Below are 12960 nucleotides of genomic sequence, written 5' to 3' on the forward strand. Positions count from 1 at the left end.
CTTCCAGATACTCCAACACTATGGCGAAGCAGGGATAATTGCGCGTCGTTAGCAGCACTTGCCGCGTGCCCGCCGGCCAGTCTGGATTGTCGTTGTAATCCATACGCCAAGATAACCGTGTTCAAAGGCGACGATCGACGATCTGCGAAAATGTGGTTAGCGCGTCTCCGCATCGGTGGCTTCGAGCACTCGGTTGGTCGCAGCCGGCCGCGATATATGAAGTGGCCACATCACACCTGAATGGTAGACGTGCGGCTCCTTTGTTTGGGTGTAATCGCCCGGGTTCCATTCCTCAAGCAGCGCGTCGATGGCCGCTTTCAAATCCAACAACGTCTGATGCGCATTGTGCGGGTCGCGTGTGTATATATCGACCACCAACGTCGTATCTTCAGTCGCAATTTCGCAGACATAGACAGCCGTTTCCAAACGTTTGTCTTTCATGAAAACTTCTGGATCTTTCATGCTCGATCGCTCCGTTGCCATCGTGCGCGACGTGAATCAACTTTCCGCAAGCCGCAATCCGCGCAGCCTATCTTGGCTGGTTTCCCACGCGTTTCTGAATGATCGCCATGGAAGGTTTTGATCCTTGCGGATGCCCCAACAGACGGTTGTAACGTCGCGATCTTGTTCACGATGGCATGGCAACGCCGGTCGAGCATTGATTTCGATCAAAGGCAAAAGTGTCCTCTTATATTAAACTGTGCGCTGGGGCTCGACGCGACCCGAGGACTGGGATGGCCGCTAGGGCTGTACCATCCCAGGACCGGCGAAGTATCAGGAATACGCGCTCCAGCCCACTTCATTGGGAGATGTTGGAGGACTGCAAAAGCAAATTGCCTCACGATCATAATGCGTATCCCGCGCGTCAGCGTCGCCAGCTTGAGAGATCCGGCCGGGATTGTCCTCTCGCCGGACTGGAGATGCCGGAGCGTAGGCCCGAGGTGACCGATCTTCTTGCGGCACGATGATCCAAGAATAGATCGTGCGGTGGAGCTCGAGGATAAGTTTGACCGCTGTTTACGTTGGTACGACAGGAGTTTCAGTCAAGACCCAGAACCAATGGACTCATGGTGTCGTCAGCAACCTGACCAAGGGCAAAAAAGCCAAGCGCTGACCTACCAGCCTGGTAAGGTCTAAGTCCGGCGGTTCAGCTGCGCGCCTTCAGGTATGCGATGATAGAGATTTTGGAGAGCGCTCACACTAGCCATTTGGGTAGCTTCCCAACTCCGATCGTTTGGCTGATAGTGAAAAGCAGAAGGATGTTCGAGCATGAACAACGTTCAACCCTTCCGGACTGCCGTTTCGGTCGATCACGTCTTTCGCGTTTTTTCCCGAGAAGATCGTCTGGCAGCCGGAAAGGCGCTGCGCGATAAGGTGCAGCGCGCAGATCATAGCATCTGGAAGGCTAAACGCGGCCGCGCAGATCCAATCGCGATCCTGCAGGAGTCGGATGCCGGGCGTATCGAACGGCTGATACCCATCAAGTACGGCCGCATGCTGCAATCACCCTTCGCGTTCTATCGGGGTGCCGCTGCAGTGATGGCCGCCGACCTGGCGCAAACACCGACGTCCGGTCTCAATGTTCAGGCTTGCGGCGACTGTCACCTTGCAAACTTCGGCGGATTCGCCACACCGGAACGCAGTATCATCTTCGACATCAACGACTTCGACGAGACACTGCCGGCACCATGGGAATGGGACATCAAACGACTGGCCGCCTCAGTCGTGCTCGCCGCCCGGTTTGTCGGCCTCTCGGATGCCAAGGCGCGCGATTGCGCACAGGCCAGCGTACGTAGCTATCGCAGGAATCTCTCGAAGTTCTCGCAGCTCAGCCCGCTGGAAGCATGGTATCAAAGGGTTACAGCTACAGACTTCATACAAAGCCTGCCACGCGCCGACCAAAAACCTCTTCGCGACCGGATTGACAAGATTGCCTCGAGCAACGGCTCAGAGCTCGACTTCCCGAAGCTTGCTGGCACGGTGGCTGGCAAAGTGCGTATTCGCGAACAGCCGCCGCTGATCTTTCACCCCGAGGCGGCAAAAACAGCCGAGTTCCAGACGGTTCTTGAGGCCGTCTTCGACAGCTATCGCAAGACATTGCCCGAGGACCGGCGCCACCTTCTCGACCAGTACGAAATTATAGACGCCGCCATCAAGGTTGTCGGGATAGGCAGCGTCGGACGCAGATGCTGGATAGCCCTCTTGATGTCTGCAAACAACGATCCACTGTTTCTTCAGTTCAAGGAAGCGGCACCCTCGGTACTCGAACCATATGCTGGCAAGAGTGCTCATGAGCATTCGGGTGAGCGTGTCGTCATCGGCCAACGGCTAATGCAGCCGGTATCGGATATCTTTCTCGGATGGGTCACTGCACCGAATGGCCGACAGTTCTATGTACGCCAGCTCCGTGATGCCAAGATCAAGCCAATGATCGAGAGTTTCGACGCGTCGTTCATGGAGGCCTATGCAAAGGCTTGTGGCTGGGTCCTCGCCAGGGCCCACTCAAAGACCGGGGATGTGACAACGATTGTAGGCTATCTCGGCGCAACCAACGATGTCTTCGACAAGGCAATCACGAGCTTCGCAATTGCATACGCCGACCAGGCGGAACGCGACCACGCAGCCCTCAAGTCGGCCGTCAAGACGGGGAAGATCAAAGTATTTACTGAGCTCTAGTGAACATCCGGGAGTCAGCACCCATCATGGAAAAGACTGAAAACCATGGCCTGCGGAAGTGGCTTTCATTCCTGCCGCCGGCGCAATGGTTGCCAGACTATCGTGCATCATACCTACCATCCGATGCAGTGGCGGGTGTCACACTTGCTGCCTATGCCATCCCGGTTTCTCTGGCCTATGCGACGCTTGCTGGGCTGGAGCCGCAGGTCGGCATCTACGGCTATCTCCTTGGCGGATTGGGCTATGCCCTGTTCGGCTCTTCGCGCCAGTTGGCTGTCGGGCCGACATCTGCCATCTCATTGATGATCGCCAGCTCCGTCGCAATGATGGCGGATGGCGATGCGTTACGCTATGCGCAGATTGCGAGTCTCGCGGCTTTCACCGTCGCGGGACTTGCCCTCATCTCATGGGCTTTGCGCCTTAGTGTGTTGGTCAAGTTGATCAGCGACAGCATCCTGGTCGGATTCAAAACAGGTGCCGGCCTGACCATTGCCATGACACAACTTCCGAGCCTGTTCGGGGTCCCGGGAGGAGGCCATAACTTCTTTGAACGCCTCGTTCTGATTTTGGGCCAAATCGGCGGGATCAACCTGACCATCTTGGCGGTCGGACTTGCAGCAATTCTGGCGATCATTGCGGGCGATCGGCTATTCCCAGGACGCCCGGTGGCGCTGGCCGTCGTCTGCCTCTCAATCGCTGCTGCCACATTGTTCGGCCTACCAGCCATGGGCGTGCCCATCACCGGCGTCATCCCGCCTGGTCTGCCGTCCTTACAGGGTCCCGCGCTCAGGCTTCGTGACGTTGAGGGAATTGTGCCATTGGCGGGCGGCGTTTTGCTGCTGGCCTATATTGAAGGCGTCTCGGCTGCCCGCAGTTTCGCCGCCAAGCACAGCTACGAGATGGACCCGCGACAGGAATTCTTGGGCATTGGTGCCGCCAATCTCTTCACTGCACTCGGGCAAAGCTATCCTGTGGCCGGAGGTTTGTCTCAGTCCGCGGTCAATGACAAGGCGGGGGCCCGCAGCCCACTGGCGCTCGTCTTCGCTTCGATGACGCTTGCGGTCTGCCTGCTCTTTCTTACGGGTTTGCTGGAAAACCTGCCAAAGGCGGTGCTCGCCGCTGTGGTCCTCACGGCCGTCGCAGGGCTTATCAACTTTCCGGAGTTGCTGCGCATGGCACGGGTAAGCCGGGTTGATTTCTACGCGGCGGCCATCGCGCTGGTTGCGGTTTTGCTACTCGGGATCCTGCAAGGCATCCTGCTGGCCGCGCTCGCATCAATCATTATGCTTCTGATCCGCGCTTCTCGTCCCCATGTCGCCTTCCTCGGACGCATACCCGGCACAAATGACTACTCGGATGTCGACCGTCATCCAGAAAATGAGCCACTTGCGCATGCCATCGCGTTTCGCCCGGAAAGCAACCTCATCTATGTAAATGCGGATACGGTCCTTGCCGCGGTTCTCGACCGGGTTGAAACGGCAAAGCATGCAGACTTGAAGCTGGTGGTTTGCGATCTCTCGGCATCGCCCCTGCTTGATCTCGCGGGCTCGGGCATGCTGCACAAGCTTCATGGCGAGCTCGCCGCGCGGAACGTTGTTTTGCGGATCATTGGTGCGCATGGCCGGGCCAGGGATTTATTGCGCGCCGACAATCTTCAAGAAAAGGTAGCCGGCGTCGAACGCCGCACCCTCGACGAAGTCCTCAAGAGCCAGGAACTTTAACTTCGCCAGTCAGCCGCCGCGTCACTTATCAAGCTTGAACATATCGGTTCGACGCTCACGAAGGGCCAAGCCGGCGGAAATCAGGCAAGATGCACGTACCGTTCGTACAATGTTTCTAACGGGCAAGAGATTTCTGAACCCTTTTCGGAGAAGGTTACACAATGCCAAGCCTTTGTTGTTCACCGCTTCGATGATTGCATATCTCCTGCAAGTTCGTCAGGATTTGTCGCGCCGCCGACCAGAGAAGCAATGTGGGGTGTCGTCAGCATAAGCGGGCGACCAAGCAGGACGCGCGTAAGGCGGGCCGCGTCTAGCTCAACAATAGCGGACACCCGCGCCTCGAGTGGGGTGACGGGGCAGGCAGTTTGTAATATTGCAACCAGGAGAAAGTTCCGCTGATGGCTTCGTAAGTCGTTTCTAGTCTAAGAGGCCAAATCCAACCCCGTTACTTTCATGTCCTCCTGCCAGAAGACCGCTGCCCGTGCCCTCGAGCTTAGATGGGTCACTGTAAATTGAGAAGGACAACACTGCACAGGTGCTGCAGCATTTCTTGTCAAACCCGAATTTGGCTCCGTGTATCGATGCAATCCGTTCAACGATCTCGAGCCCAATCCCGCGTGTGCCGCTTCTAATTGAACCTCCAGGCGATAGCCTGGAACGCCCGTCGTCACAAACGCTGACCGTGCCATTGCCATCAACCTTCACCGTGATCGCTGTACCGGCGGCGGTATGTTTGACGGCGTTCTCGATCAAATTTCGCAGAGCATCGCGTATCAAGCTTTCGATCGCGGGAACGACTAGGTCGCCCGCATGCTCAAAGGCAATTGAATGCTCCAGCTGGTAGACCCATGGAGCCAGACTCTGGACAAGTTCTTCGGCAAGTTTGTTGACATTTATCGCATGAAACTGCCTTCGATCCACTCCGTCCAAAATTGCCAGTGAGGACAATTGGTGGACGAACCGCACCAGATCATCGAGGTCATTTTCGGCCTTTCGAGCACGCGGATGGTCGATACGTTCAAGCTCCAGCTTGATAATAGCTAATGGTGTCCGAACCTCGTGTGCGATGGCAGAAGTCAACAGTTTTTGAGCGTCCATCAGATGGCGCACACGCTCAAACGCGGCATTTACGGCTCCAGCTAGCTGCGCCACCTCGAGTGGCATGCCCATGGTATCGAGACGGGATGACGCATCGGTTCCATTTATAGCCTTTGCCTCTCTCGCGGCCCGTCGCACGGGGCGAAGCGCCGTGGAAATGGATAACAAGGTTGCGCCGAGGACAAACACGACGAGAATCCCCATGGGCACTATCATATGGTCAGTCACTTCATGCCAGAGCACAGCATCGACGCGTTTCTTGGGGTCACCGATTGTTGCTACTTCCACAACGAAGGACTGGTGCTCCATGCGCAAGGTTTCACCGCCAGCAAGTGTGAGCGGCTTGCCCGGATTTATAATTCGAAGCCAGAAATCCGGAGCCTTGAGATCGATCGGAAGAAAATGTTCAACGCACTGATCGGCGCAATTGGTGAATAGGACTTGCCCCGATGCGTCGCGAATGCGCGCAAAATACCCGCTTGTCTGATTCCCGTAGCGATCTGACAATTCTGTCGGAAGCTCGAAAACCGCTGAGGCTCCGAGCGTCTTGATTCCTGCAGCAAGTTCTGCAACTTCCTGTTCAACGAGCAACCGCCCCAGTTCCTCGTCATTCCAATAATAGTCAGCAAGAACGATCAACAGCTGCGCCAGCATCGCCAGCAAAGCGAAGAGAACGATGCGTCGAGCGACGATCTGTCCAAGCGGCATCGGCTTTGGCATCAAGGATTTTTTTCGCATAACATATAGCCGACGCCTCTCACGGTTTCGACCGAGAGACCCGTGTCGAAACCGTCGAGCTTCTTTCTAAGCCGGGATACCGCCAGTTCCACAGCATTCGACGTTTTTTCGTCGCCAAATTCCGAGAACGCATTCTCCAACCTGCGCTTCTGCAAGACTCTTCCTGCATTACGCATCAAATGCTCAAGCACGGCGCTCTCCCGAGGTGCGAGTGCAACTTGATCGCTTCCGCAAACGACTGATGACGTCGCGAGATTGAGGGTGAGGTTCCCAAATGCGAGCTCCGGCATGACAGTCTGCGGCGAACGCCGAAGTAATGCCCTCATGCGGGCGAGGAGTTCTCCATTGTTGAACGGCTTGACAAGATAGTCATCTGCCCCTGCATCCAGCCCGCCGATGCGCTCATCGATCGAACTCCTTGCTGTGAGGATCAATATCGGAACTGCATGTCCCGCTCCGCGCAACGACCTAAGTGTTTCGATCCCATCTTCGTCTGGCAGTCCGAGATCGAGTAGCACGATATCGTAGTCGGCTCCGGCTATGGCATGACGAGCGTCCTCTCCAGTTGCAAATGCGTCGACCTGCCAATTTGCATCGCGCAACGTTTCTCCGATGAGCTCACGGAGACGTAGGCTGTCTTCAACAAGCAGGACTCGCATCTTGGTTCATTTCCGTTTCTTGCCTGTAACCATCGACCAAACCAAGTTTTCCTGTAGTCGCCAGCCTTCAAAGATCGCGGATGCCGCGTGCAGTAGCGCTAACACCATAATCGCGTTACCTGACAGGGCATGGATCGATTCGAGAGACTTGTTCCCCCAAAATGCATCCGTCCCCATGAGCCAACCTGTTAGACAGCTAAGGGTCAGCAGCGTCATAAGGACCAACATCATCACCGCCCCAAGCGGAGAGTGACCGATATGGCGATTGGTGCGACCCTCCCTTAGATCCTGCAGATGTTCGACAATTTTGCGCCGCGTCGGAAAAAACTGCGAAAACCGCGCATAGCGTGTTCCGACGACGCCCCACAAAAGGCGCACCACCAACACAGCCGCTATGATGTATCCCGTCACGCGGTGCCAGTACTTGCCTTCTTCCAGTATGAAGAGGTTGAGGATGCAACCGCCAACAACGGTCCAGTGAAACAGCCGGACGATTGGGTCCCAGACCTCCATGGTTGGGCCTGTGGAGGGGCTATTCCCCTCCACGTCGATCGAAAATTGGTCCATGATTGGATTATCCATCGATTTCCGATTTGACGATGTCGCCCGTGACGGGATTGAAGTAGACCTCAGCTTTCTTCCCGTCCTTGTTCCAACCGTAGATCTCGTAACAGCTTCCTGTCGTTTCGAAGGTTTTCACCTTGTAACCCAGATCGGATATCTTCTTTTGCATATCCGTCTCCGACATCCATTTCGTCTTTGGCTCCTTGGTACAGGCAGGGCTTGCTAAGGCGATGGCTGGCAAAAGCAGTAGGATCGAGAAGGCCGCGACAGCTTTGAGTTTCATGAGGTAAGTTCCTTTTTCCGCGTCCGGGATTGGAGCGGCGAACACTTCATAGTCGGACCAAGCTGTCGAATTGCTGTCCAAAGAATAATTTCATTTGCCGTGTTAAGGTACCGATTTTGTTAGGAAGTGGAGTTTGGTTCTCAATCTGAGAAGGTTTGAAAAGTGACCTGCTTACTCGTCGGTGAGGCTGCTTAAACCCACTCACTTCGCAGGAGCCGCTGCATTTTTGAGGAGGCCGCTGCCTGGCCGAATCCCGAAGCACATTGATCCGGGTCAAACCGAGGTGAAGGCATCATTCAGCACAAGTGTGGATTTACATCGTCGACGGGCACTCACTCACACATTGCCTGAAGAGCTTTCCACTTTTTGATCTCGGCGCTTCGCATCGTTGGAAGGGTGATAATCCCCTTGTCCTTCAACTTGGAAAACACGCGGGATACAGTTTCGATGGTGAGACCAAGATAATCGCCGATGTCCATACGTGACATAGGAAGCTCCACCTGTTCCAATCCCCCCTGACGTTCCGCCAGATCGAGCAGGAACGCAGCCACCCGCTCGGCTGCAGTCTGACGACCGAGAACGAGCAAATGTTCCTGCGCGCGCGTCAGACTGCGCAATGTCAGCGAGAACAGTTCCTGAGAAACATCGTCGAGCTTCAGGCGCGGAAACAGGCGGAGATTCGTGCTCGTTATCGCTTCAGCGAAGAAATGATGGTTTGCGTCGGCCTCAAGACCGAAAACTTCTCCAGACAGATAAAATGCGCTGATCTGCCTTCGACCGTCGGCGAGCAACCGATAGACACGGACAGCGCCAAACTCGACCTGGTAAATGGTTCCCGCCTTTTCGCCTTGAGCGTAAATCTCGGACCCCGGAGCATGAAACGAAGTTTGTTGCGGGTGAGTGGGACCGAAGGGCAATGGAACGGTCGAGCGACCGTAACTATCCGATCTGGGCTCCTGTGAAAGTTGGAATGTCGTGTAGGCTAGCATGACGATCTCCCATTCAATCTGATGGATAACCCTCGCTGAAATCATCACGCTGCGAAATTCGTTTATGTACCTACGCGTTTCTACGTAAATGGACCTGCGCGTCAGCTTTTTGGGTCGATTTAACGGCCGTTATCAATGCGTTACCCAAGATGGGCTTTCGACACCTGGACCCCGTGCCGATCGGAATGGGTTGAGAGCGGTCGATCAACAGGAATATGAACTTGTGGAAAACGTTGGACTGCAGCCAGCGCTAATGGATCGCTCAAAATTGCTTTTTCGTTGACGACAACACACCCTGGCCTCGGCAGCATTGAGTGATGCAAGGGCAGTATTGAGGCTCTCAACGAGAGAACAACATAACCTTCAACCTCAAGCGCAAACGCGAGCAAGACTGCGGATGGAGAGGTGCGCAAGCACTGCGTTCATCTGCATCATCGACGCTCCGGCGGCCAGCCGGTTGTCGATCAACCGGGAAAGCGCCAGGTGCTCTCGGGACGAAGCCATTAGCAGGTTCACTTAACCTCCATGATCGTGCCCGTTGGTACAACCTGGATTGATTGAAGTCTTCGGCAGAATTTACTTATGCCAAACATAGCGCCTGTCGAGCTGCGGATTTGACGCAGCTCAATGTCATCTATTTCTGTAACCGTTAGAGTTTCATAAATACTTGAAAATCGGTCTGTAGCAGAGAGAATAAGAATGAACAAGATTGACTGGCTGGGCATCCTGCTGGCGTTGGCCGGCGCATGGTTGTTCATTTGCCCTTGGGTTGTCGGGTCCATTGCCAACGGGCCAACGGGTTTTGATGCAGTATACTGGAATTTTGGGCTTACTGGATTTACTGTAGCCATGTTCGCGTACGGAGCTCTCTTGTCTTATTGGAAAGCAGAGAGGTTTATCGTCTTGGTTGGTTCGTGGCTCGTGGCTTCGCCGTGGTTGCTTCAATACGCTGATTCACAAGCGGCGACTTGGAATGCGGTGGGAATGGGGATGCTTCTCATTGTACTGGCGATTGCTAGAACTTGGGCAAGAAAGGTAAAAAGGTAGACACATTTTGTCCAGTAATTGGCTCGTCGCAGACGTCCGACAGGCTTGTCCAGTCTGGAGATGGCTTCGACATCTTTAAACGCAGCTGCCGAAGAAGTTTCCTGGATCCGGTTCGTTTAAGCGCGGCAGACGCAATCCAAACGAGCAGCCCAGCATTAGCGTCATCTCAATCGCGAGGTCGGAATAGCGGGCCTGCCCAACTGAAGTTCTGCGCCGGGGAGCAGCCATTTTTGCCAACGCTTCTGGCGTGATCCCATAACGTCAGGCTGCCACGACGACCTAAGCCTGCTTCATATTCCACCCAGTTCATCACCCTGAATTTCATCTTCGCGATGTGATGACGGCGAGCGGCATTGGTTTGTTCGGCATGAGACCACGATCGAGATGGGAACCGCTCCTTTATCTATCTCGAGACCATTCAGAAGCTATCTACGCACCAACGCCCTAGAAAACTATCTCCTGCCAATGCCCAAGCGCCTTTCTTCCTGTTTGGCAAACTCCTTTGCGGCGGCCTCGGTACCGAATGCACGCTCCGCAACTTGTCCTCGCTCGTGAACCGTTACGAACCATTTGCCGTCTTTAGGTTCGATGCCAACGGTGCTGAGCGGCGGCTCTTCAAAAGTCATTCTTTTCCTCTCGAAGTCATTCGATGCCTATTCTGAAGGCGCACAACAAGAGAAGTTGGCTCATACTCTCGCTAATGGCAAGATCGCTGATGCGCGATTTACGGCTCTGTTAGGCGCGTAAGCGCCCGATCCACTAGTTGCACTCGCGTTCCTGTCAATCGCCCGAATGTGTCACCGGCGCGTTGTCGGGAGCCTACGCCATAGCGGCTTTCCAAGGTCTCTTGTCTCTCAATCAGGAAACCATCGCCATGTTACAATCCGGCCCCCGACCTAACGCTCTGGCGCAGCCATGCTCGAGCAGCGGCCTTAGGTAAGTGGCGGCTCAATAAAAATCGATTTTAAACTAGTCTGAATTGCTGTGGCTCTCTGTAGTCATTATGGGGATGGGGGCATGATATGGCCCAAATTTCTGACCGCGACCGAAATAATCGCGATGTGTTCGTTTGCCAGGCGAACATAGATTCGTTCGTCAACTACCTCAACCTTGAAAAAGACCAACAAAAGCGAAGCCTTCTTGAGGGTTTGCTCGCTCAAGAGCGGGCGAAGCTCGCCTCAGCCAGGTCGCGCGGTGACCGTTCATCCCAAGACTGAAGTCAATTTTCGCGCGGATGTACCGGGCCGGGCCAGACTTGAAACTCCATGGACATCAAACCCAACGAATCCCACTAGACCCGGTCTACCGAGGGCGCTTACGACGCCCAATGTCGCGGTTTGCCCGAGGCCAAAGGGATTGCCAAGAGCAACCACATAGTCTCCAACCCTTAGGTAGCGGTGAGACCATCAGCCCTGGTTTCGATCAGTGCGATGTCCGTTTCCGAATCCGAACCGACCAATCTTGCTTCCGCTGGTGGCGGTTCGGCGCTGAGAATCTTGGCCTTGCGCTGGATCAAAGACCGGCGAGATGACGAGCAATTACCTGCGATCTGCCATGAAATTCGGGTTCATCGCTCACCCGTTACCCTTCACACCAGAACCTCTCGATCGCCGAGTTGCCAATGCTTGATGTCAAAAGCGTTTCAGCTCGACATAAGGCGGATGAAATTCTCTTCGCTCAATAAGGAGCGAGTGACGCCACCGAACACCCATTCCCTGAATCTGCTATGACCATACGCCCGGAGACCACGAGTTCGGCATCCACCGATTTTGTAAAACGGATGAGACTTCCCCTCTCAGACTTGTCCGTGATGATTTCGCTGCTGTGGCGGCGCAAAAAATGTTGCAACATCATCAATGCTCTCCTGCGGGAGAGTGTCGGCATCGCGGTCAACGGTAACGATAACAACCTCATTGGCCTGGCACACAGCACTTGGCCGCCCGAGTGAAAAGCCGATTCATCGTCCGCTGTCCCGGCAGCGCAGTCGAAATGCCACAGACGGCCCGACTTGTTACGCAGGCGGGAGCGATCGATCCTCATAGCGTCGGAAAATGGCGGACGCGGCATTTTTCCCGGTTGGCCTGCCATTCTGCCGGATCAATATATCGCTCTTCTTGAGAGGCACTAGAAATTGAAGCCTTCGCGGGAGTCGCCTTCAAGATGTCCTTTTTTCCCCCGCCAGCAAGAGGTGCACATGCCGGAAATTAGGAACGCTGTGTTGATCCAATCATGGCAGAAATTCCGAAGCCTATCGGGGAATCTCGTCATGCTTTGATTTAGCGCAAGGAAAGCCAGGCCCATCGGCATAAGTCTAGCAAATAGAAGTGGAAGGACACATGCCATGCCGTGCAAAAGTATCTTTTGCGTGATCGGCGCAGACCGATGTGACCGGGATATTATGAATGCAATCAATCTCTGCCGGGAGCTTGATATGCATTTGAGCGTGCTTGTCGTGGGGCTGGCGCCTTTCCCAATGGGCGGACACGGCGCAATGGTTTCCGATGCCTGGATTTTGGAGCGCGAGGCGGATGTCGCCGCGATCAAAATGCGTCAGAAGCGTATCAAATCACTTGCGAACGCTTATGGTATCCTGACCGACGTTGGCATCTGTTACGCTGATAGCGATGGGGCCGACGAAATGATCGGGCAGCGTGCCCGCTTTTCTGATGTTACTGTTATTGGTCCCGATCTGCTGCACCAGCCTGATCTCAAAGCCCCGGCCATAAATGGCGCACTCTTCCATTCTGGCCGACCGATTCTAATTATTCCCGCTGGCAGGTGGCCAACATTGCGCCCCGCTACGGTGTTGCTTGCATGGGATTCGCGGATTGAGGCCGCGCGGGCTGCACGCGAGGCGATTGGCTTGATGGCTGGAGCCCATAAAGTCCATGTGACGATGATTGATGCCAAAGTATCGGCGGATGCGACTGATATTGAAGCGCGGGTCAATATTGCTGCCTATCTGACTCTGCATGGCGCCAAAGTAACGATTGATCGAGTGCCAAGCTTGGGACGGCCCATTGCCGAGGTCCTTAAGCAACATGCAATCGAGATTTCCGCCGACATGATGGTCATGGGAGCATATAGCCATTCGCGTTTGCGCGAGCGGCTTTTCGGCGGGGTTACCAAGTCGATGATCGATTGCCCGACGCTCCCTGTACTCATGATGCACTGAACGATTTGTA

Annotated in this window: 13 protein-coding genes and 2 pseudogenes; 4 read left to right on the forward strand and 11 right to left on the reverse strand. The window is 54.9% G+C overall.

What is annotated here, in order from left to right; all coding sequences use genetic code 11:
- Positions 1-156 precede the first annotated feature (156 nt).
- Positions 157-462, reverse strand: a complete 306-nt coding sequence (locus AAAB35_RS27635; protein WP_340671543.1) for a hypothetical protein — start codon at positions 460-462, stop codon at positions 157-159.
- Between the two features lie 807 nt (positions 463-1269).
- On the opposite strand from AAAB35_RS27635, the gene AAAB35_RS27640 reads away from it, so the two are divergent.
- Positions 1270-2676 carry a DUF2252 domain-containing protein gene (locus AAAB35_RS27640; RefSeq protein WP_340671544.1) on the forward strand — a complete coding sequence of 469 codons (1407 nt, stop codon included), beginning with the start codon at positions 1270-1272 and terminating at the stop codon, positions 2674-2676.
- A 26-nt stretch (positions 2677-2702) separates the two neighbouring features.
- Positions 2703-4397, forward strand: a complete 1695-nt coding sequence (locus AAAB35_RS27645) for a SulP family inorganic anion transporter (protein ID WP_340671545.1) — start codon at positions 2703-2705, stop codon at positions 4395-4397.
- Positions 4398-4814: 417 nt separating this feature from the next.
- On the opposite strand, the gene AAAB35_RS27650 is transcribed toward AAAB35_RS27645, so the two are convergent.
- The 6 genes from AAAB35_RS27650 to AAAB35_RS27675 all read right to left on the reverse strand — a co-directional run bounded on the left by AAAB35_RS27650 (position 4815) and on the right by AAAB35_RS27675 (position 9244).
- Positions 4815-6149 (reverse strand): HAMP domain-containing sensor histidine kinase, encoded by a 1335-nt coding sequence (locus AAAB35_RS27650; protein WP_340671568.1) that lies wholly within the window; start codon positions 6147-6149, stop codon positions 4815-4817.
- 65 nt (positions 6150-6214) lie between these two features.
- Positions 6215-6892, reverse strand: a complete 678-nt coding sequence (locus AAAB35_RS27655; RefSeq protein WP_340671546.1) for a response regulator transcription factor — start codon at positions 6890-6892, stop codon at positions 6215-6217.
- 6 nt (positions 6893-6898) lie between these two features.
- The gene (locus tag AAAB35_RS27660; protein WP_340671547.1) at positions 6899-7459 is read right to left on the reverse strand and encodes a cytochrome b/b6 domain-containing protein; all 561 of its coding nucleotides are present in this window, start codon (positions 7457-7459) and stop codon (positions 6899-6901) included.
- A gap of 7 nt (positions 7460-7466) precedes the next feature.
- Positions 7467-7739 carry a PepSY domain-containing protein gene (locus AAAB35_RS27665; RefSeq protein WP_340671548.1) on the reverse strand — a complete coding sequence of 91 codons (273 nt, stop codon included), beginning with the start codon at positions 7737-7739 and terminating at the stop codon, positions 7467-7469.
- Between the two features lie 332 nt (positions 7740-8071).
- Complete coding sequence (locus tag AAAB35_RS27670) at positions 8072-8728, reverse strand: helix-turn-helix domain-containing protein (protein WP_340671549.1); 657 nt, start codon at positions 8726-8728, stop codon at positions 8072-8074.
- 369 nt (positions 8729-9097) lie between these two features.
- On the reverse strand, positions 9098-9244 hold the full coding sequence (locus tag AAAB35_RS27675) for a hypothetical protein (protein WP_340671550.1): 147 nt from the start codon (positions 9242-9244) through the stop codon (positions 9098-9100).
- Between the two features lie 183 nt (positions 9245-9427).
- Here AAAB35_RS27675 and AAAB35_RS27680 point away from each other — a divergent pair, with 183 nt between their 5' ends.
- Entirely contained in the window at positions 9428-9775 is a 348-nt protein-coding gene (locus AAAB35_RS27680) for an SPW repeat protein (protein WP_340671551.1), read from the forward strand.
- 126 nt (positions 9776-9901) lie between these two features.
- On the opposite strand, the pseudogene AAAB35_RS27685 reads toward AAAB35_RS27680, so the two are convergent.
- The 4 genes and pseudogenes from AAAB35_RS27685 to AAAB35_RS27700 form a co-directional block, all read right to left on the reverse strand.
- Positions 9902-10100 (reverse strand): annotated as a pseudogene (locus AAAB35_RS27685) (transposase); the annotation flags it as partial.
- A 127-nt stretch (positions 10101-10227) separates the two neighbouring features.
- On the reverse strand, positions 10228-10401 hold the full coding sequence (locus AAAB35_RS27690; RefSeq protein ID WP_340671552.1) for a hypothetical protein: 174 nt from the start codon (positions 10399-10401) through the stop codon (positions 10228-10230).
- Positions 10402-11067: 666 nt separating this feature from the next.
- Positions 11068-11243, reverse strand: a pseudogene (locus AAAB35_RS27695) (serine endoprotease DegQ); the annotation flags it as partial.
- Positions 11244-11452: 209 nt separating this feature from the next.
- The gene (locus AAAB35_RS27700) at positions 11453-11629 is read right to left on the reverse strand and encodes a hypothetical protein (RefSeq protein ID WP_340671553.1); all 177 of its coding nucleotides are present in this window, start codon (positions 11627-11629) and stop codon (positions 11453-11455) included.
- A gap of 511 nt (positions 11630-12140) precedes the next feature.
- Here AAAB35_RS27700 and AAAB35_RS27705 point away from each other — a divergent pair.
- Positions 12141-12950 (forward strand): universal stress protein, encoded by an 810-nt coding sequence (locus tag AAAB35_RS27705; RefSeq protein WP_340671554.1) that lies wholly within the window; start codon positions 12141-12143, stop codon positions 12948-12950.
- Positions 12951-12960 lie beyond the last annotated feature (10 nt).

Origin of the sequence: Phyllobacterium sp., assembly GCF_037994425.1 — a bacterium.
GTDB lineage: Bacteria > Pseudomonadota > Alphaproteobacteria > Rhizobiales > Rhizobiaceae > Phyllobacterium.